Consider the following 19,715-nt stretch of genomic DNA (forward strand, 5'->3'; position numbering starts at 1 on the left):
ACGGGTTCTTGGCGGCGACCCTGACAGCCGCCTGGTACGGGCTACCTGATACGGGCCCCTAACGAACGGAGAAGACCGATGCGTCACAAGCTGGGCCAGCGCAAGCTGGGTCGTACATCCTCGCACCGCCGCGCGCTGATGCGCAACATGGCGGCCGCGCTTATCAAGCACGAGCAGATCACCACCACGCTGCCCAAGGCACGTGAACTGCGCCCCTACATCGAAAAGCTGATCACGCTGGGCAAGCATGGCGGCCTTTCGAACCGCCGCCTCGCACACGCCCGCCTGCTGGACGATGCGCAGCTGGTTAAGCTGTTCGACGTGCTGGCTGAGCGCTATGCCGGCCGTGCCGGTGGCTACACCCGCATCATCAAGGCCGGTTACCGCGCCTCGGACGCTGCGCCGATGGCCGTGATCGAGCTGGTCGACCGCGACACCAGCGCCAAGGGCCTCGATTCCGGCCCGGTCATGACCGCGGACGAAGACGAATACGAAGCGGCCTGAGGCTGCCGGATCCCGAAAGGGACTGACTGGGCGGGGCCGCAAGGTCCCGCCCTTTTCGTTTACCGGTTGTTACTGCATCCGCCTTTGGTGGAACCGCACCGCACAACGCCTGCCGCCAGCCCAAGATACCCCCAAATCCGCCCGAAACCCTGCCAATCCCTTGCGTCCGACTAAGCGCAATTTCGCTCTCGCCCACTGCCCCCCAGTGGTGCTAAACCACTCCCATAAAAGCATGAAAATCGCGGGAAGGACTGGAAGGGCGGTCCTGGTGCTGGCACTCCTGCTGCCGGCGCCGGGGGTCATGGCCCGTGACGAGGCCGAGGCGCTGGTGGCGCCGGTTCGCGGCCCTTCGACCTATTCCGGCAGCGACAGCGTGCAGCCCTCCGCCACCGAGCGGAGCCCGGACCGCGCCGGCATCACCGTCTTCTCCGCCCCGCACTATCCGCCCACCCGCCGCGATTCCCTGATCGAGCGCCAGTTCGGCGAAGACCTCGCTGATCCCTACCGCTGGCTCGAGGCCGATGTCCGTTCAAGCCCCGAGGTCGCCTCGTGGGTCTCGCAGCAGAACGCGGCAAGCTCGGCCTATCTTGCGCAGCTACCCGGCCGCGATGCGCTGCTGGGCAAGATCCGCAGCCTGTTCGCCTACGAACGCTTCAGCCTGCCCCGCAAGGCGGGCGGCCGCTACTTCTACACGCGCAACAGCGGCCTGCAGAACCAGGCCGTGCTGCAGGTGCGCGAGGGCCTGACGGGTGAGGGCCGCGTGCTTGTCGATCCCAATCGCTGGGAAGCCGATGCCGAGGGCGGCCTGCGCACGCTCGATGCCTGGGTGCCCTCGCCGGGTGGCCATCTCCTCGCGCTCACCCAGCAGCGCGATGGCAGCGATTGGCGCACGATCCGTGTCGTCGATGTCGCGTCGGGCAAGATGCTCGAAGACCGGCTCGAATGGGCCAACGATACCGCGATCGGCTGGGTTGGCGATGCCGGTTTCCTCTACGCCCGCTATCCCGAGCCGCCTGCGGGCGAGGCCTACCGCGCGCAGCTGTTCGACAAGGCGATCTGGTTCCACCGCATCGGCACGCCGCAGAGCGCCGATATCCGCGTCTTCGCCACGCCCGAGCATCGCGACTGGAACCACCGGGTCACGGTCTCTTCGGATGGCCGCTGGGCCGTCATCCTGTCCTCCGCCAGCACGCTGCCGCGCCGCACGGTGCAGGTCATTCCGCTCAGCCGCGACCGGCTGCGCGATTGGACCCCGGTCGCCATCGCACCGGCGATGACCGACGACTGGAAATTCGTCGAAGGCGTGGGCGACCGCTTGTGGTTCATCACCAATGCCGGCGCACCGCATTACCGCCTCGTCCGCATCGATCTCGCGTCCGGCGGAAAGCGCGGCTTCACGATCAGCGACGTGATCGGCGAGAAGGCCGATACGCTCGACGCCGGGCGCATCGTCGGCAACCGGCTGATCCTCTCCTATCTCCAGCACGGCTCCAGCTATGCGGTCGTCACCGATCTCAAGGGCAACCCGAAGCGCGCCATCACTGTGGGCGAGATCGGCTCGGCCAGCGGCTTCGGTGGCCGGCCCGGCGATCCGGAGACGTTCTACCAGTTCTCCAGCTTCAACCAGCCACCCGCGATCTTCCGGCTCGATGCCCGCACTGGTGCGGCGACGCCGTTCGCCGTCCCGCAGCTGCCGTTCAATCCGGATGACTATGTGGTCGAGCAGCGCAGCTTCCCCTCGAAGGACGGGACGAAAGTGCCGATGTACGTCGTGCGCAAGCGCAGTCTCGCCGCCGCTGGCCGCGCCGCGCCCACCTTGCTCTATGGCTACGGCGGCTTTGATGTGGCGCTCACTCCCGGCTATTCGGCAGTGCGCATGGCTTGGCTCGAGGCGGGCGGCGTCTTCGCGCTTGCCAATATCCGCGGCGGCGGGGAATTCGGCCGCGCCTGGTACGATGCCGGCCGGCTCGCCAACAAGCAGAACAGCTTTGATGATTTCATCGCGGCGGGCGAATACCTGATCAAGGAAGGCATCGCCGTGAAGGGCGGCCTTGCCATTCAGGGCGGCTCCAACGGCGGCATGCTGGTCGCGGCGGTGATCAACCAGCGCCCCGATCTCTTTGCCGCGGCCAATCCCGATGTCGGCGTGATGGACATGCTGCGCTTCGACCGGTTCACCTCGGGCCGCTTCTGGGTCGATGATTATGGCAGCCCCTCGCGTGAGGCGGATTGGCGCGTGCTCAGGGCTTATTCGCCCTATCACAACATCCGTCCCCGCGCGGACTATCCCGCGATCCTCGTCACGACTGCCGATACCGACGACCGCGTCGTTCCCGCGCACAGCTTCAAGTACGTCGCTGCGCTGCAGGCCGCCGACCTCGGCAGCCGGCCGCATCTGCTGCGGGTCGAAGCGCAGGCGGGGCACGGTCCCGGCAAGCCGGTCGACAAGGTTATCGCCAGCGGGGCCGACGTGCTCGCCTTCCTTGCCAAGTGGACCGGCCTTGCGATTGAATAGCGCGCCGATTTCACGCGCCACGCCCTTGCAGCGATCCGCGCGCGCCACTATCCCTCGCAGGTGAAGCAGTTCGCTGGCACAGCGGGCGCAAGCCACAGGAAAGACCCGACATGACCTCGTTCCAGGACCGTGAACGCGCCGAGGAAGCCAAGTTCGCGCACGATGAAGACACCCTGTTCCGCATCCAGGCCCGCCGCAACAAGCTGCTCGGCCACTGGGCGGCCCAGCGCATGGGTCTCGATGCTGCCGAGACCGAGGCCTATGCCCGCGCCGTCGTGCAGGCCGAGTTCGAGGAAGCCGGCGACGAGGATGTCGTGCGCAAGCTGCTCGGCGATCTGACCATGGCCAAGGTCGAAATCGACGAATCCGAGATCCGCGCCGCCCTCGCCGAGCAGGCGATCGAAGCGCGCCGCCAGATCACGGGCGAAGCCTGATGCCGATGCCGGCGGCCGAGATCGAGGCGCTGATCCGCGCCGCGATTCCCGATGCAGACGTTACGATCACCGATCTTGCCGGCGATGGCGATCACTATGCCGCTCATGTCGTCGCACCGTCGTTTGCCGGCCTCAGCCGCGTCGCGCGGCACAAGGCCGTCTATGGCGCGCTGGGTGAGCGCATGGGCGGGGTGCTCCACGCCTTGCAAGTGACCACCGACGTCCCCACCTGATTGTCATTCAGCTCGCGCTGCTACCAGCCACGAAAGACCCGGAAAAAGCCATGTCCACCAACGAACGCATCGCAGAAATCGTCGGCACCAACGACGTCGTCCTGTTCATGAAGGGTACCCCGCTGTTTCCGCAGTGTGGCTTCTCGAGCAAGGCGGTTGCCATCCTCGATCATCTCGGCGTCGAATATGCCTCGGTCGATGTGCTGCAGGACATGGAGATCCGCCAGGGCATCAAGTCGTTCTCCGATTGGCCGACGATCCCGCAGCTTTATGTGAAGGGCGAATTCGTCGGCGGTTCGGACATCATGATGGAGATGTATCAGGCCGGCGAGCTCCACCAGCTCATGGTCGATGCGAAGGTGGTGCAGGCTTGATCCTGCTGGCCTGATCTCAGCACCTCAACACACTCAAAAGCGCGGCTCCGCCACAAGCGGGGCCGCGTTTTGCGTTTCGGGAGCCGGGTGGGGGTGGGGCCGTCCGGCCCCGCGCGCGGGTGGGGGGTGGATCCGCGCGCGGGGCTTGTCAGGCGGTGGGGCCTGGAGAGGCGGAACCGGGAGACCGGGGGGAACGGTTCCGCCTCTGGGAAGACACTCTCAGGACGACAGGTACTATGCAGGGGTCGTGCCAAATGCCCAATCGCGCCAAAAAGTCGGCAATCAGACCCTTGCAGCCGATGCTGCCAACCAGTGCTCTGTAAAGTTTGCCGACAGGGTCCTGTCACTTTGGAGAAGAAGCCCGGCAAAGCCATGCCGTAGCGCTTGGCAAGCACTGGCAGGGTGTAGCATGGTCCGCTGATGGACGATCTCGATGACATGGGCGAACACGCGGATGCTGCCCCCGCCACCCCGGCCGCCACGCTTGTGGTGTTCCGCCATGCACCCGACGCCGGGCCCGCCGGAGGCCCGCCGCAGATCCTGATGGTCGAACGTTCGGGCAGCCTTGCCTTTGCCGGCGGGGCCACCGTCTTTCCCGGCGGGAAGGTCGATCCCGCCGACCACGAGCTTGCCGAAGCGTTCATGGCGCGCAGCGGCATTGCGCTCGATCCCGCCGATGCGGCGGGCCGGATCACTGCGGTGCGCGAGACGCTGGAGGAAACCGGCCTTGCCGTCGGTCTTGTCGGTGCGATCGATGCGGAGCGGGCCGCTGCCGCCCGCCGCCTGCTGCTCGATACTGGGCGCCTCGCCGATGTGCTCGAGGCCTTTGCCTGGGAGCTCGATTTCGATGCCCTTGTACCGTTTGCGCGGTGGTGGCCACGGCACCGCAACATGCGCGTGTTCGATACGCGGTTCTATCTCGCGAACCTTGGCACCGGCGCGGTCGAAGTCACCGCCGATACGACAGAGAATCGCCACTTGTTCTGGGCCAGCGCGGCGGAGGCCCTGCGCCTGGCTGACGAGAAGGCGATCAGAATCATCTTCCCGACCCGCCGGAATCTCGAACGACTGGCGCAATTCAGCCATTTCGATGCAGCGCGCGATCATGCTCTGGCCACGCCCATCGTCACCGTCACCCCGCGGATCGAGGTGCGCGAGGGTGCGCGCTGGCTCGTGATTCCCCCTAATGCGGGCTACCCGGTCGATGGTGAACCACTCTCCGAGGCCGACCGGGCGTAGACTGCTCCGAGATGGAGGTGATTGTGCACTGCAATAGATTTTTCGTTGCAGTGCATATACTTAAGTAAAAATACATAGATTCGGGCAATCCTCGCTTCACCGTCGGGCGCTAGTCTAGCGCGCGGAGGTATCCCATGCCCGCTGCCAAGCCGCGCCCTGAAAGCGCCGTCTCCGCCCGTTTGGCGGCGTCGCCTGCGGCTGCGCCAGGCCGTCGCGAATCGACCCCATCAGCGGCGCCAACTGCCCGACTTGCCGATGATCTGGCGGTTCCTGCGCCTTCGCCGGTGCACAAGTTGCAGGCCGGACTGGTGCATCTTACCACCCCGGCGGCCCCTCAAGCCGAACCGCTCTACCCTGGCTGGTTCCGCCTCGGCTTCCCGCTTGGCGCCTCCGTGCTGCTCTGGGCTGGCATCCTTTGGGGCGCCAGTCGCTTCCTCTGAAGCTCCGCGCGTCAAGCACCTTGCGTTAACCTTATCCAACCGTCCCGGGGGCATCCGCGCCTGACCAGCGCTGCGCCGCACTGCATCATGACCTCACTGCCGCCCCCACTCCGGCGTGCGGGCCTCGAAGGAGACCTGAGCAGTGAACAGCCTTATGCCAGTCCAGGCCGAACCCTGGGCATCCGAATCTGCCGTATCCGCGTTCGCTCCGGTGGCGCGTCCTCTTCCACCGCCGCGCGTGCTCGCAGCCGTGCCGCTCCAGCACCAACCCCTGCCGGCCGAGCTACTGCCGCCCAAGCCCGCGCTGCGGCAGAGCCCTGCTGCGCCTGCAGGGCGACAAGCACGGGCCATTCGTCTGCTCGATATCGTCGTTGCCGGGGCCGCGCTCGTGCTGCTGGCGCCGGTGCTTCTTGCGGTGGCGTTGGCCATCAAGCTGCTCGATCCCGGCCCGCTGCTCTTCGCGCACAAGCGGCTGGGGCATGGCGGGCGTCCGTTCCACTGCCTCAAGTTCCGCTCGATGACGGTCGATGCCGATGTGCGCCTCGCCCGCCTTCTCGAAAGCGATGCAGAGGCCCGCGCCGAATGGACGGAAACGCACAAGCTGCGCAATGATCCCCGGATCACGCCGCTGGGCCGTTTCCTGCGCCGCAGCTGCCTCGATGAACTGCCGCAGCTCGTCAACGTGCTGCGCGGCGAGATGAGCCTCGTCGGCCCGCGTCCGATCACCGCGGCGGAAGCCACGCGCTATGGCCGCCACTTTCCGGTCTATTGCAGCCTCAAGCCCGGGATTACCGGGCTATGGCAGGTAATGCGGCAGGATCAGACGAGCTATCGCCGCCGCGTGGCCTTCGATCTGGCTTATGCCCGTTCGCGCTCGCTGGCGCTCAATCTTGCGATCCTGCTGCTCACCGTGCCCTCGGTGCTGCGCGGCCAGGGGGCCTGCTGAACCGTCTCTCCCGGCAGGAAGCCGCTTCCTGCACTATCGCCCGCCGGATCGCCCGCAGCGCTCCGGCGGGCATTTTCATGGGCGTTCACCGAAGTCCCTGCGAGCACCGCATCGAGCACGCGCATCGCCTGATCGCGCCAGGTCCAGTGCGCGGCATGAAGCCGGCCTTTTGCGGCGAGCGGGGCAGGATCGGCCAGCACGCGCCGCACCGCGCCCACCATGTCGTCCACATCGTGTGGATCGCAATAGACCGCCGCCGTCCCGCAGCGTTCAGTCATCGCCGGAATGGCAGAAACCACCACCGGACAGCCGAAATGCAAGGCCTCGATCGGCGGCAGGGGGCTTGCCTCGTAGAACGAGGGGAACAGCAGGCACCCGGCATCGCGGTAAAGCCGGCCCAGCGCCTCGAGCTCGGTCACTGGCCCGGTGAAGCGCACAAGATGCGCGACATCCGCCGGAATCTCCCCCGCGATCGGCGAGAGGATATCGCTGCCCCCGCCGACGATCAGCGTGCGCAGCCCATCCTCGCGGGCCAGCCGCACGGCTACCGCCAGTACGCCGTGGATGTTCTTGCGGCGTGAAAGTGAGCCGACAAACAGCATGTAGCCCGGCTCCGGCGCCCCATCGCTCGCCAGCGGGGGCTCGCCCGGCACCGCGCCCGCGCTCCAGCCGCCGTTCTGCGCCACGCGGATGCGTCCGCGCGCTTCGGGCCGCAATGCCGCCAGCATGGCCTTCTCCCGCTCCGAAACGGTGAGGATCGTTGCCGCCCGGCGCAGCAGCGAAGGCAGCATGAAGCGGTGCCCCAGCCGGTAATGCAGGCGGTAGGCTTCCGGAAACTGCCGGTACGAAAGGTCGTGGATCATTACCGTCACGCCCTGCCGTGCGCCTTCGGGCCGGTGCAGCGAGGCAAACGGCGCGGTGTTGCCAAGGCACAGCAGATGCCCCCCGCGCACCCGGCCGGGCAGGACCAGCTGCTCCCACGCATGGCCGCCCAGATGCCAGCCGATCCGCTCGCTCCACCGGCTCGCCGCTCGCTCCACCGTGGTGACGCGCAAGCCCAGATCATCGAGCTGTGCCTCGGGCTCGCACACAATCCGCAGCGCAACCGGCAGCCCCTCTTCGGCCACCAGTCGGTCCAGCGCGCGGGTCAGTTCGCGCGCCACGCGCTGCACGCCTGTCACCGGCTGCATCAGGAAGCGCCCGTTGATGACGACCTCGGGGTGGCGGGGATGGGGCTGGTTCATGCGCGGAGCGGGCTTCCTGCTGTGGGGATGCTGCCGGTTCTATCACCGTGCCCGCGCCTCATGCGCACGATAACGGGTCGGGATCGGAGACAACCTTCGTGGGCGCGGGCGGCTGCGCGGGCTAAACCGTCCTCGTCGCTCGGGATGGAGCGGCGCGAAGTTCGGGGGCAAGGGGTCCATGCTGCGTATCCATATCGCCATTGCCACGATCGGCCGGTCGGCGCTCCTGCGCGAAACCATCGATCTGATCGCCCGGCAGACGCGCCCGCCCGATGGCGTGCTGGTTGTCGCCCCGTCCGAAGAAGACTTCGGCACTGCGGGCGAAAGCGCGGTGCGGCCAGAGCTTGCGCTCTCGCCCAAGGGGCTTTGCCGCCAGCGCAACCGCGCGCTCGATCTGCTCGATGGGCGGGCCGATGTCGTCCTGTTTCTCGATGATGATTTCGTCATGGCGCCCGATTACCTCGCCGCGATCGAGAAGCTGTTTGTCTCCGATCCGGGGATAGCCGGGATCACCGGCAACCTTGTGGCCGATGGCGTGCGCCATGGCGGCTTCACCGCCGACCAGGCCCTCGCGCTGATCGCGCGCGATGCGCCGGGGCTCGATCCCGCGATCATCCCGCGTGAGGCGCTCTATGGCTGCAACATGGCGCTGCGCATGGCGCACATGCAGGGCCTGCGCTTTGATGAGGCGCTGCCGCTCTATGGCTGGCAGGAGGATATCGATCTCACCATGCAGCTCGCCCGGCGCGGGCGGCTCATTTCCAGCGGGCTCGTCACCGGCGTCCATCTCGGCGTACGCGGCGGGCGCACCTCCGGGCGGCGACTCGGCTATTCGCAGGTCGCCAATATCGTCTATCTACTGCGCAAGGGCACTATCCCGCGCTGGCTCGCCCAGCGCCTGTTCTTGCAGAACCTTGCTGCCAACCTGCTGCGTACCCCGTTCCCCGAACCGCATATCGATCGCGCCGGCCGCCTTGCCGGAAACCTGCGCGCGCTGGCCGATCTCGCGCTCGGCCGGATCGATCCGCGCAAGATCGAGCATATGTGAAGCCGATGCGGCGCGTCGTCTTCAATGGAAAGTTCCGCGCCGGTGGGCTGAACGGGGTTCACCGCGTCGCCGCGCGGCTGATCGCCGAAGTCGATGAATTGCTGGCAAGCTCCCCCGCGCCCGATGATCCCCCTTGCGCGCTGATCGTGCCCAGGGGCTGCGCCGATGGCCCGAAGCTCACGGCGATCCAGCTGATCGAGGATGATCGCCCCGCCTCGCAGGGCTGGGAGCAGCTGCGCCTGCCCCGGCTCGCGGCGGGCGGGCTCCTTGTCAATCTCGCCAATCTCGCGCCGATCGCGCACCGTCCCAAGCTCACCATGCTGCACGATGCGCAGTTCCTCCGGGCGGACAGCTCCTATCCCTGGCGCCAGCGCCTGGGCTACCGCCTGCTTACCCCGCTGATGGCCCGGTCGAGTGCGCGCGTGCTCACCGTCTCGGCCTTCTCGGCGGGCGAACTCGCGCGCGGCGGCGTTACCGGCAAGGCCGCGGCAGAAGTGCTCCACAACGGCGCCGATCACATCCTTGAGGCAGAGCCCGATCGCGCGGCGCTCACCCGCCTGGGCCTTGCCCCGCGCACCTACGCGCTGATGTTCGGCAGCCCGAAGGCCTACAAGAACAACGCCGTTGTCTTCGCCGCATTTGCCGATGGCGCCCTTGCCCCCTTGCGGCTCGTCATCGTCGGCCCGCCGCGCGCTGCGCTTGAAGCCGCCGGCCTGGCCCCGCCGGCCGACGCCGTGTTCGCCGGCCCGTGCGACGATGCCGCCCTGCGCGCGCTCTATGCCGGCGCCGAGGCGCTGCTGTTCCCGTCTCGCACCGAAGGATTCGGTCTGCCGCCGGTTGAGGCCATGCTCTGCGGCTGCCCGGTCATCGCCGCCCCTTGCGGCGCGGTGCCCGAAGTGTGCGGAGACGCCGCCCGCTACGCGGACCCCGATGATCCTGCCGCCTGGCGCGCCGCGCTCGCCGATCTGCCGCGCGATGCGCTCATCGCTGCCGGCCGTGCCCGCGCCGCTCGCTACACCTGGGCGCGCGCCGGCCGCGATCTGCTCGCCGCCCTGCGTGATCTGGCGCAACGCACGTGAGGGCGCGCATTGCCCGCTTCGCCCGCGCAGGGGGCGGCACGGCGGTCATCGCCATGGCCGCACGCGTCAGCGGCCAGCTTGCGATGGTGGCGGTCACGCTGGTGGCCACTCGCCACCTTGCTCCGGCCGATTTCGGCGTGTTTGCCATCGCCGGAGCCCTCGTCATGCTCGCGCGGACGATGCTCTACACCGGCCCGTTCGAGTACTTGCTCAAGCTCCCGCACGATGCCTCGCAGCCGCAGGGCGCTGGCGCCTGCCTTGCCGCCACACTGGTTGTCGCGGCTGGCTGGATTGCGCTGCTGGTCGCGCTCGGGCTCGCCGCGCCCTTCGTGTTCAGGGGCGGCGGCGTCGCCCCGGTCATCCTCGCGCTCGCGCCATCGGTGCTGCTCGGTGCGCTGGCCGCTTTTGCCGAATCGCTCATGCTGCGCAGCGGCGCCGTCCGGCGTTACTACGCGATCACCGTGTTTGCCGAAGTCGGCACCGGCCTTGCCGCGATTGCCCTGCTCGCTGCCGGCTGGGGCCTTTGGGCGCTCGTGATGCAGATCTACGTGCGCACCCTCCTGATGGCGCTTGCGCTCGGCGCGCTCGGTCCACCACTCGCGCTCGCCGCCCCGCCGCGCGCGCTGGTGGCTGAAGTGCTGCGCTGGTCCGCCAGCCGTTTCGGCTCGGTTTTCGTCACGTTCCTCGCCAACTACAGCGGCGATCTTGTTCTCGGCGTGGTGCTGTCCCCCGCCGCTTCCGGGCTCTACCGCGCCGCCAACCGCATGGTCACCGCGCTGGCAGACATGTTCGTCCAGCCCGCCGGCATGCTCGCGCTCACCAGCCTCGCGGCCGACCGTGCGCGCGGGGAAGGGGAGGGCCGCCCCGGCGCCTGGCCCCGCCTTGGCGCCTTGTTCGCGGTCATCGGCTGGCCCGCGCTCGCGCTGCTTGCGCTCTTCGCGCACCGCATTGTCCCGCTCGCGCTCGGCCCTGCATGGAGCGCCGCCGCCCCCGTCGTCGCGGTGTTCTGCATCGCGCGCATGGCCGCGCTCGTTGCCGCAGTCGCCACCGCCGAACTCGTCGTCACGGACCGGCAGGGCAAGGTCCTCGCCGTGCAGACCGTCGCGGCCATCGCCACTGCCGGGCTCACCGTGCTCGCCGCTCCTTATGGCGCGTTCGGCGCCGCGCTCGCCGCCACATGCGTCGCCCTGCTCGCCGCGACCGCGCTGGCGCTCACCGCCCTTCAGCATCGGGACCGGCCCGGCCTTGCCGAAGCCGCTCGCCTTGTCCTCCTCCCGCTCGTCGGAGCATTCGGCGCTGCCCTTGCGGCAGACCGCGCGTTCGGCGCCTCAGCCCCGCTCGTCGCGCTCGCCCTCCCGCTTGCCTGCGCCGCCGCCGGCTGGCTCCTCGCCGCCTGGCCCGTGATCCCCGCGCTGCGCCGCGCCGCCGCGCTCCTCTCTGAAAGACCGAGCCCGGCCTAGCCCCAAATCCTGCTTGCCCCTCGCGCGCAGTCGTGGAACCTTCGCACCTGCAAAAAGGGGACCGCCACCGATGAAGCGCATCACAATTGCCGCAGCCTTGCTGCTTGCCGCCATGCCTGCCGCCGCGATGGCGACCGAGAACGTGGCCCCCACGCTCGTCGCACCCACCTTTGCCGTCCCCATCACTGCCGAAGGCCCCGATTTCGTGCTGAGGCCCCTCGGCCCGGATCTCGTGAAGATCGATTTCGATGCCTATATGTCCTCGGTCGAGCATCTCCAGCAGACCTTCACGCGCAGCAAGGACTGGCCCCACGCCGGCATCAGCGATGCCGATGCCCTGCTCGACATGCAGACCGAGGCCGGCCGCTTCGCCGCCCGCGAAAGCTTCGCCTATTCGGTGCTTACGCCGGACGGCAAGCGCGAGCGCGGCTGCATCTACGTCGCGCCAAGCACCGTCCCCGGCTACGATGCGGTGGTCCGCCTCTGGGTCACCAAGGCCGAATACGATGCCGGCTTCGACAAGCAGCTCGAAGTCTGGGCCCACCAGTGGGTCGCCGCCAAGTGGCCGTTCCGGAAAGTCGCCTGGCCTGGCCGCGATATCGATTGGGCCACCTGGGATGCGCTGACCAAACCGAAGTAGCGTGCCTCGATCGCTCCCTTGACTTTATCCCGAGCAGATCAGATATTTCTGTCATGACAGAAACAACTGCTGAGTCGAACAAGCTTCCCGAAGCCGTCGAGCAGTTCGTCCTGCGCTGGGGCGATATGGGCTCGCAGTGGGGGGTGAACCGCTCGGTCGCGCAGATTCAGGCGCTGTTGTTCCTGTCCGAACGCCCGCTCACCGCGGAAGATATCGCTGATAAGCTCGGCATGGCGCGCTCCAACGTCTCGAACAGCCTCAAGGAACTGCTCGCCTGGAAGCTTATCCACCGCGTGCCCGTGCTGGGTGATCGGCGTGATCATTTCGAGGCGGAAACCGATCTCTGGCAGATGGCCACCAAGGTCGCGCAAGGCCGCAAGGCGCGCGAGATCGATCCGATGGTCGCGGCGATCCATGCCGCGATGGAAGGCATCGATGATCCGCGTATCAGCCCCAAGGTGCGCAGCCGCCTTGTCGCGATGAACGATTTCGTCGGCACGGTCGATCGCTGGTACCAGCAGATGCTCGATGTGCCCCCGGCGCAGATCATGACGCTGATCCGCATGGGATCGCGGGTGGTCAGCCTCCTCAAGTTCGTCACCCGGCGCGGCCGTTCGCAGGGCGAGGGGGACTGACCCCCTTTTTTTGAATCTCAATTTCTCTCGTTACAGAAACATCGGAATATTCACGCAGGAGGAACCATGGACAGCCCACGCCCCCCACCCGTCAAGCATGACCGCTACAGCCGCGGCCGTGTCATGGCCGGCTTCACTCTGGCCCTCGCCTTCGCGTTCTGTGTCTTTGTCCTGATCAATGCCAGCAGCGCCACCAGCGCCGTCTTCGGCAGCCTGTGGTTCCTCGCCTTCCTGCCCGCCTATCTCTGCGCGCTGATCTGCTATGTCGGCGATCCCGATGGCACCCGGCCGGCCTCGTTCTACGCCGGCGTACCGATCATTTTCGGGATGATCGTTGTCGTGGGGTCGATCATGATTCTGCACGAAGGCGTGATCTGCCTCATCATGCTCGCCCCGTTCTGGCTGCTGTTCGGCTGGCTCGGCGCCCTCATGATGCGCCGCCGGCGCAACCAGCCGGTCGATCCCAACACCTTCCGGTCCACACTGATCCTGTTGCCACTATTCAGCGCTGGGCTCGAAAGCCAGGTCCCTGCCACCCATGATGCCGTCACGCTTACCCGCGAGGTCGTCATCAAGGCCCAGCCTGAGGAAATCTGGCCTTATGCCGTCGCCAATCCTCATATTGCGCCAAGCGAAGGGCGGTGGACCTTCACGCAGAACGTGCTCGGCCTGCCCCGGCCGCGCGCGACCACGATCACGGCCATGCGCAAAGGCGCCGTCCGCACCGCTTGGTGGGGTGACAAGATCAATTTCGAGGAGCGGATCACCCAGTGGCAACCGGGCCGCCGGCTCGGTTGGTCCTTCGCCTTTCCCAACACCACGCTGCAGGATTACACCGACAAGCACATCTCGCCCGACGGCGAATTCCTCAAGATCGATACCGGCGATTATACGCTCACCCCGCTGGCTGATGGCAGCACCCGGCTGACCTTGCGCACGAACTACATCGCCAAGACGCACGTCAACGCCTACGCCGCGTTCTGGGGCGAGATCCTCCTCGGCGACATCCAGAACAATATCCTCACCATCATCAAGCAGCGCGCCGAAGCGCGGCACCGCTCGGCAAATGCGCTCAGATCACTTTCCGATCAATCTGGCTCACCGTGATTGCGTCAGGAAGCTTCTCGGCAAGGAGCGGCGCGCAGTGCGTGCTGGTAGCCCGTGCCAGCGGCGCGACGAAGTCCGAGGGGCTTCTTGACGCAACCGCGACGCGGCGGGCCCCTTTTGGCCGATCGCCGCGTCGCTCGTCGGTCACAATGCGAGAGCATTGCTCCCTCCTCGCTTCTTGCACTCCGCCAAAATCGGCTCCGTCACGGTGAACCAGATTGGTCGGAAAGTGCTCTAAAGCTCCACCAGCACCGTATCGATCTCGGTCTTCACGTCGCTCATCAGCTTGTGAACCGGGCACTTCTTGGCCGCCGCCAGCAGTGCCTCGCGTTCCTCGCCTGAAAGGTCGCCCGTGAGCATCAGCGCGGTGCGCAGGCGGTAGATGCCATTGCGTTCCTCGCTATCGTCGCGCGTGACTACGACCTCGATATCCTCGAGCGCCATGCCCTTGCGCTGTGCCAGCCACAGCACCGTCAGTGCCTTGCAGGCGCCCAGCGCTGCGTCATAGATCTCGTGCGGATCGGGCCCTTCGTTGTCCGCACCCGCCGCCGGGGTCATGTCGGTCACGAACTCGTGCCCGCGCACGGTGATCCGATGCGGGGTGCCTGCAGTGTCGATGCGCGTAACCGTGATCATGCGTGCTCCTGCCGTATCCTCACCTCCGCCAGTCCAGCACCCGCCCCGGCAAGGGTCAAGCGAACAGTCGGCAAGGGGCGCACAAACCCCCTTTCCTACACCCCCCGCTTTCGCGCATCATCCGCACCGCTCTTTGAACCGTCGTTGCAGCGATGCCGCAAAAAGGCGCCGGCGAGACATGTCCAACATCCCGCCGATCCGGTTGTTCTGGTCAAAGAGCCTTCATTCGCCAGATTATCACGTAATATCAGATGGAAAGCGGGCCTTTCACGGGGGGCTCATGTTTTCGCTCTGGACAGTGTCAACTGTGTCAACTTCCCTCCGCCCCAAACATTTTTCTGCCCACCGGTCGAAATCGCACCGCCTCACCGCACACCCCTTCAGGCAGCCCATGCTGCTTGCCGGTTGCAGCGCAGCCGGGCCCAGCCAAAAAGGACGAGACCGATGCAATATGTTCTCCTCTACAACGAAATCCCTGAAGAGCGCGCCAAGGGCAGCGATCCGGCTGAAGCCGAAGCCTATTGGGGCGGATGGATGGCCTATATGGGCGCCATGTCTCAGGCCGGGGTTCTCCAGGGCGGCAACGGGCTCGATGTCCCCGAAACGGCCACCACCCTGCGCATCGCCAATGGCACGCGGCACGTCGCCGATGGCCCGTTTGCCGATACCAAGGAAGCACTGGGCGGCTATGCGGTGATCGAGGTTCCCGATCTCGATGCCGCGCTTGAATGGGCCTCGCGCGCACCTTGCGCCGCCGCCGGGTCGGTCGAGATCCGCCCGGTCATGCCGCCCCCGCCCGGCGCCTGAAGGCATGGACGCCGCGCGCCGCCCGCCCGCTGCCGCAATGGCCGAGCAAGCGGCGCGCGCGTCCTATGGCCGGCTCGTCGCGCTCGTCTCGGCGCGAACCCGCGATATCGCTGCGGCAGAGGATGCGCTGGCCGAAGCCTTCGCCGCCGCGCTCGCCCAGTGGGGAGAGCAGGGCGTGCCCGCCAATCCCGAAGCATGGCTGCTCACAGTCGCCCGCCGCGCCGCCGGTCATCAGTCGGCCCGCGCCGCCACCGCCGCGCGCGCCGAAGATGTCCTCGCACTCCTCGCCGAGGAGCGGGAGGATACCGAAACAAGCCCCTTCGGCGATGAGCGTCTGGCGTTGCTTTTCGTCTGCGCGCACCCCGCCATCGATCCCGATGCGCAGGCGCCGCTCATGTTGCAGACCGTGCTCGGCCTCGATGCCGCGCGCATTGCCGGCGCCTTTCTCGTCAGCAGTACTGCGATGGGCCAGCGCCTCGTGCGCGCCAAACGCAAGATCCGCGATGCCGGTATCGCCTTCGCCGTCCCTGATCTGGCTGAGGCGCCGCAGCGCCTGGGCGGCGTGCTGTCGGCCATCTATGCCGCCTATGGCACCGCGTGGGATGATACCCTGGGTGCCGATACCCGCCTTGCCGGCTTGCGCAGCGAAGCCTTGTTCCTCGCCCGCCTTACCGCCGAACTCCTGCCCGGTGAGGCCGAGGCGCTCGGCCTGCTCTCGCTGATCCTCCATTGCGAGGCGCGCCAGTCCGCCCGCCGCGCGCCCGATGGCACGTTCGTGGCGCTCCATGCACAGGATCCCGGATTGTGGTCGCGCGAGATGGTGGCCGAAGCCGAAGCTGCGCTTCGCCGCGCCGCCGCGATGGCTTCTCCCGGCCGCTTCCAGACCGAGGCTGCGATCCAGTCGCTCCACGCGCATCAGCGCATGACCGGTGAACGCTTCACTGCGCCGCTCGCCCGGCTCTACGATGTGCTGGCTGGCTTCGCACCCACCACCGGCGTGATGGTCGCCCGCGCCGTCGCCCACGCCGAGAACGGCGCGAGCGGCCCCGCACTCGAACAGTTGCACTCGATGGAGGGTGTGAGCAGCTACCAGCCGTGGTGGGCCGCGCTGGCTCGGGTGTCATGGCTGGCCGGCGATGCGGAAGGTGCGGCTGCCGCTGCCGCCACCGCCGCCGGCCTCAGCGCCGATCCGGCCATCCGCACCTTCCTGCTTGGCGGAGGTTATCGCTTCGCCGCCGCTAGCTCTGGCCCGGATGAAAGCCGGTGAGGGTGCCGGTCAGGCGATCTCCAGCGCGCTATCGAGGACTAGCGGTTCGGGCAGGACGAAACCGCGCGGAGAGCCTGCTGCGGCGAGCATGAAGGGCTGCGGCGAGGTCGCGGCGAGGATCGGCATTTCGTCGATCGGGCCGGGTGCCGCGGCTGCGCGCGCAGCCGCCTGTTGCCGCCGCAGCGCCAGTGCTGCGCCACTCAGAAAGGCGATGTCGGTGCCCGGATCGCAGGTGGGATACAGGATCGAGGCCATGGCGACAGCCATGACCATCGCCCAGGCGCAAGCCGCAGCGGTGGAAAGCGCCGGGCTCGAGACAGGCGTCCAGGTCGATTGGCGCAGCGGCCCGAACGCGGTGAGGAGGTGCAGCGAGAGCGTCACCGCGCCGAACACGCCGGTGCAGCCCAGCACCGCTGTTGCGAGGCTGGAGGAGCGGAAGCTGCCTGGCCCGATGCCGATTCCGCCGCTTTTGAGGAAGGCATCGATTCCTTGCCAAGCCCAGAAGCGGCGCTGCAGCCCGGAGAGCGTCTCGCCCTTGTCCACGGTCATGTGGCGGATCATCCCGGCAAAGGCGTCGGCGAGATGGGGTTGCCAGATCATCACCGCGCTGCCCAGCGCCACCAGCGTGAGCACCGCGCCGCCGATCCACAGCCCACGGTCCGCCGGAATCGCGCCGGGGAAGAGCAGGCCGCGCATGACGAACAGCACGGCATAGACAGGCAAGCCAGCATAGGCGGTGCTCGAGGTGCTGAGCACGAGCGCGGAAGCGAGCAGTGCGGCGGCGGGGCCCGTCCAGCGCGCTTCGATACGGCGGAGCCAGCATTCAAATGCGAAGACGAACAGCACGAGGCCGTAATTGGCGAAGCTCGAGGCTTCGGGCCACAGCCCGGTCATCCGCACGAAGCCGCGATAAGAATGGTCGAGCTGCGCATAGCTTGCATTGCGAAAGGCCCCGAGCAGCGCTTCGACCGGCGTGCCCTTGAGAACGACCGAGGCGATCCCGGTAAGCGCATGGGCCATCGCGACAAGGGCGAGCGTGCGCACCAGCACCACGCGCCCGCGCTCGCCCCGGCAGGCGACGAAGCTGGCCAGCGCGGCGAGGAGCGTGCCAAGCAGATAGACAGCCGTGGTCAGGTTCTGCGGGGAGAAGGCCAGCGGGCGCACCGCATAGACATAGGCAAGCGTGCTGACATAGCGCGCCTCGACCCGGCCGCGCAGCGGGGTGACATCGATCTGCCCGGCAAACAGGCGCGGCGCGATGAAGGCAATGACCACGCCGTAGAGAACGAAGCCGACAAGCCAGGCATTGGCCCGCAGCGCCCGGCCCAGCTCCGCAATCTGGCCAGCACCCGGCACCACCAGACGCATCGCCATGAACAGCAGCGCGAACTGTACCGGTGGGATCGAGGAGCCGCCGAGCACTGGCAGCAGGATCGCCGCCGATCCGCCGAACATCGCCGAGACGAGTGCAAAGGCAAACATCGCCTCGACCGAACCCGCGATGAACAGGCCGAGCCCAACGAGGACCTGCACTGCGCCGATGAAGGTCAGTTCCATTGCCGCACCCTTCCTGAACTCTGTTGATGGGGCACCGGCATCACGGAGGCTGCGGGTTTGCCGCGCCACACCTCGCGCGAAAGGACATCGCAGAACACCACCGAGCCCGCCGCGATCACCGCATGATTGCCGATGCTGACGCCGGGCATGACGATGACCCCGCGTCCGAGCCAGACGTTGCGCCCGAGCTTCACCGGCGCCACCCGCACGCTCTGGCCTCCGTGGACTGGATGGTGGTTGGTATCGGCGAGCACGCAGCGTGGGCCGATGCGGCAATTGTCGCCGATCTCGAGCAGGGCACCGGGCCCGACTTCGACCGCCACCGGCGCGCCGTGGCAGCTCCAGTTGACGCGCTCGGCAATGGCGATGCGGCCGCGCCCCTCGATGCGCGGCAAGCCGCTGTGGACGAAGAAGCGCCGGCCCGGCCGATCACCGCGCAGCCGCAGCCGAAGCACGGTCAGCACGGTACGCAGACGGTTGAGCGGTTGCAGTTTCACGCCAGCGCCTCCAGCACGCCCGCGTCAAAGTGTTCGGGCGCGAAGTCCTGCGCGCGGGCGAGAGCCGCAGCCGGATCGAAATGTGGCAGCCACCGCTCGAGCTTCTGTACGGCTTCGACGAGCGCTTCGGTGGTCTGTTCGCCAAAGAACAGTCCGGTGCGCCCCTCCACCACGCTATCGAGCGCGCCGCCCCGGCCATAGGCGATGACCGGGCGGCCCGAGGCCATGACTTCGACGGGGACGATGCCGAAATCCTCCTCGGCGGTGAACACGAGCGCGCGGCAGCGGGCATAGGCCTGGCGCAGCGCGGCGAAATCGAGCCGGGGGATCATCCGGATCGTCGGCCCGGCACGCTTCTTCAGCATGGCCGCCTGAGGGCCATCGCCCACCACCGTCAGCGGCAAGCCCAGTGCATTGAAGGCGTCGATGGCAAGGTCCGCGCGCTTGTAGGGCACCAGCTGGCCGACCCAGAGATAGCCCGGCTCCACCGCATCCGACGGTGTGAACAGCGCCGGATCGACCGGCGGATGCACCACGTCGGCCTCGCGCCGCCAGGCCTTGGCCACGCGTTCGCGGATGAAGTTGGAGTTTGCCAGCACCCGGTCGACCCGCGCAGCCGAACTGGTGTCCCATTGGCGCAAGCCATGGCACAGCACCGGCATGACCGCGCGCTTCAGCCAGCCGGCCTCTGCTCGGTAGTCGTGGTAATGATCCCACAAGTACCGCATCGGCGAATGGACATAGCACAGGTGCAGCGCATCGGGCGCGGGGATCACACCCTTGGCGGGGCCACTCTCGCTCGAGATCACTAGATCATAGCCGCGCAGATCAAGTTGTTCGAGCGCCATCGGCATGAGCGGCAGATAGGCCTGATAGTGTTTGCGTGCGCCCGGCAGCCGCTGGATGAAGCTGGTGCGCACCGTGCGCTCCCGAATCGCGGCAGACATCGCCGCCGGATCGTAGACGTGGGTGAAGATGTCGGCCTCGGGAAACAGCTGCAGCAGCCGTTCAAGCACGCGTTCGCCGCCGCGCATTGTCACCAGCCAGTAGTGG

21 protein-coding genes are annotated in these 19,715 nt (G+C 67.4%); 16 read left to right on the forward strand and 5 right to left on the reverse strand.

All coding sequences use genetic code 11. The features are described 5' to 3' along the window. Window positions 1-78: 78 nt before the first annotated feature. From rplQ to Q0082_RS02000, 8 genes are all read left to right on the forward strand, one after another. A complete protein-coding gene (gene rplQ / locus Q0082_RS01965; RefSeq protein WP_298189259.1) occupies window positions 79-504 on the forward strand; it encodes a 50S ribosomal protein L17 in 426 nt (141 codons plus the stop codon). Window positions 505-772: 268 nt separating this feature from the next. Next, window positions 773-3,019: a prolyl oligopeptidase family serine peptidase gene (locus Q0082_RS01970; RefSeq protein ID WP_298189261.1), complete on the forward strand. Its 2,247-nt coding sequence runs from the start codon at window positions 773-775 to the stop codon at window positions 3,017-3,019. 110 nt (window positions 3,020-3,129) lie between these two features. Further along, window positions 3,130-3,453 carry a DUF1476 domain-containing protein gene (locus Q0082_RS01975; RefSeq protein ID WP_298189264.1) on the forward strand — a complete coding sequence of 108 codons (324 nt, stop codon included), beginning with the start codon at window positions 3,130-3,132 and terminating at the stop codon, window positions 3,451-3,453. Then, window positions 3,453-3,686: a BolA family transcriptional regulator gene (locus Q0082_RS01980; protein ID WP_298189266.1), complete on the forward strand. Its 234-nt coding sequence runs from the start codon at window positions 3,453-3,455 to the stop codon at window positions 3,684-3,686. Before Q0082_RS01975 ends, Q0082_RS01980 begins: the two co-directional genes overlap by 1 nt. A 50-nt stretch (window positions 3,687-3,736) precedes the next feature. Further along, on the forward strand, window positions 3,737-4,060 hold the full coding sequence (gene grxD, locus Q0082_RS01985; RefSeq protein WP_298189268.1) for a Grx4 family monothiol glutaredoxin: 324 nt from the start codon (window positions 3,737-3,739) through the stop codon (window positions 4,058-4,060). A gap of 420 nt (window positions 4,061-4,480) precedes the next feature. Next, a complete protein-coding gene (locus Q0082_RS01990) occupies window positions 4,481-5,299 on the forward strand; it encodes an NUDIX hydrolase (protein WP_298189271.1) in 819 nt (272 codons plus the stop codon). Between the two features lie 134 nt (window positions 5,300-5,433). Beyond that, window positions 5,434-5,739: a hypothetical protein gene (locus Q0082_RS01995; RefSeq protein ID WP_298189274.1), complete on the forward strand. Its 306-nt coding sequence runs from the start codon at window positions 5,434-5,436 to the stop codon at window positions 5,737-5,739. Between the two features lie 211 nt (window positions 5,740-5,950). Then, window positions 5,951-6,685, forward strand: coding sequence for a sugar transferase (locus Q0082_RS02000; protein ID WP_366522478.1), 735 nt, complete (start codon window positions 5,951-5,953; stop codon window positions 6,683-6,685). On the opposite strand, the gene Q0082_RS02005 is transcribed toward Q0082_RS02000, so the two are convergent. Further along, window positions 6,598-7,929, reverse strand: a complete 1,332-nt coding sequence (locus Q0082_RS02005; protein WP_298189277.1) for a glycosyltransferase family 1 protein — start codon at window positions 7,927-7,929, stop codon at window positions 6,598-6,600. The genes Q0082_RS02000 and Q0082_RS02005 overlap by 88 nt on opposite strands. A 178-nt stretch (window positions 7,930-8,107) precedes the next feature. Between Q0082_RS02005 and Q0082_RS02010 the strand changes: the two genes are divergently transcribed. From Q0082_RS02010 to Q0082_RS02035, 6 genes are all read left to right on the forward strand, one after another. Further along, on the forward strand, window positions 8,108-8,977 hold the full coding sequence (locus Q0082_RS02010) for a glycosyltransferase family 2 protein (protein ID WP_298189280.1): 870 nt from the start codon (window positions 8,108-8,110) through the stop codon (window positions 8,975-8,977). A gap of 5 nt (window positions 8,978-8,982) precedes the next feature. Continuing rightward, on the forward strand, window positions 8,983-10,056 hold the full coding sequence (locus tag Q0082_RS02015) for a glycosyltransferase family 1 protein (RefSeq protein ID WP_298189357.1): 1,074 nt from the start codon (window positions 8,983-8,985) through the stop codon (window positions 10,054-10,056). Next, window positions 10,053-11,516 (forward strand): oligosaccharide flippase family protein, encoded by a 1,464-nt coding sequence (locus Q0082_RS02020; RefSeq protein WP_298189283.1) that lies wholly within the window; start codon window positions 10,053-10,055, stop codon window positions 11,514-11,516. The genes Q0082_RS02015 and Q0082_RS02020 overlap by 4 nt, the downstream gene beginning before the upstream one ends. 70 nt (window positions 11,517-11,586) lie before the next feature. Beyond that, window positions 11,587-12,156 carry a twin-arginine translocation pathway signal protein gene (locus Q0082_RS02025; protein ID WP_298189285.1) on the forward strand — a complete coding sequence of 190 codons (570 nt, stop codon included), beginning with the start codon at window positions 11,587-11,589 and terminating at the stop codon, window positions 12,154-12,156. A gap of 53 nt (window positions 12,157-12,209) precedes the next feature. After that, window positions 12,210-12,791, forward strand: coding sequence for a MarR family transcriptional regulator (locus Q0082_RS02030; RefSeq protein WP_298189288.1), 582 nt, complete (start codon window positions 12,210-12,212; stop codon window positions 12,789-12,791). A gap of 66 nt (window positions 12,792-12,857) precedes the next feature. Further along, entirely contained in the window at window positions 12,858-13,898 is a 1,041-nt protein-coding gene (locus tag Q0082_RS02035; protein ID WP_298189291.1) for a hypothetical protein, read from the forward strand. 234 nt (window positions 13,899-14,132) lie between these two features. Here Q0082_RS02035 and Q0082_RS02040 read toward each other — a convergent pair whose 3' ends face one another. Continuing rightward, the gene (locus Q0082_RS02040) at window positions 14,133-14,534 is read right to left on the reverse strand and encodes an OsmC family protein (protein WP_298189294.1); all 402 of its coding nucleotides are present in this window, start codon (window positions 14,532-14,534) and stop codon (window positions 14,133-14,135) included. A 444-nt stretch (window positions 14,535-14,978) separates the two neighbouring features. On the opposite strand from Q0082_RS02040, the gene Q0082_RS02045 reads away from it, so the two are divergent. Both Q0082_RS02045 and Q0082_RS02050 read left to right on the forward strand, forming a co-directional pair. Then, a complete protein-coding gene (locus tag Q0082_RS02045; RefSeq protein ID WP_298189297.1) occupies window positions 14,979-15,341 on the forward strand; it encodes a YciI family protein in 363 nt (120 codons plus the stop codon). A 4-nt stretch (window positions 15,342-15,345) separates the two neighbouring features. Further along, window positions 15,346-16,608 carry a DUF6596 domain-containing protein gene (locus tag Q0082_RS02050; protein WP_298189300.1) on the forward strand — a complete coding sequence of 421 codons (1,263 nt, stop codon included), beginning with the start codon at window positions 15,346-15,348 and terminating at the stop codon, window positions 16,606-16,608. A 9-nt stretch (window positions 16,609-16,617) separates the two neighbouring features. Here Q0082_RS02050 and Q0082_RS02055 read toward each other — a convergent pair whose 3' ends face one another. From Q0082_RS02055 to Q0082_RS02065, 3 genes are read right to left on the reverse strand one after another with little or no spacing between them, the layout of a single operon-like run. Continuing rightward, a complete protein-coding gene (locus tag Q0082_RS02055; RefSeq protein WP_298189302.1) occupies window positions 16,618-18,165 on the reverse strand; it encodes a hypothetical protein in 1,548 nt (515 codons plus the stop codon). After that, the gene (locus Q0082_RS02060; RefSeq protein WP_298189304.1) at window positions 18,156-18,662 is read right to left on the reverse strand and encodes an acyltransferase; all 507 of its coding nucleotides are present in this window, start codon (window positions 18,660-18,662) and stop codon (window positions 18,156-18,158) included. Before Q0082_RS02060 ends, Q0082_RS02055 begins: the two co-directional genes overlap by 10 nt. Continuing rightward, window positions 18,659-19,696, reverse strand: a complete 1,038-nt coding sequence (locus Q0082_RS02065; RefSeq protein WP_298189360.1) for a glycosyltransferase — start codon at window positions 19,694-19,696, stop codon at window positions 18,659-18,661. The genes Q0082_RS02060 and Q0082_RS02065 overlap by 4 nt, the downstream gene beginning before the upstream one ends. Window positions 19,697-19,715: the final 19 nt, after the last annotated feature.

It is taken from the genome of Novosphingobium sp. (genome assembly GCF_027489515.1).
In the GTDB taxonomy this organism is placed as follows: domain Bacteria; phylum Pseudomonadota; class Alphaproteobacteria; order Sphingomonadales; family Sphingomonadaceae; genus Novosphingobium.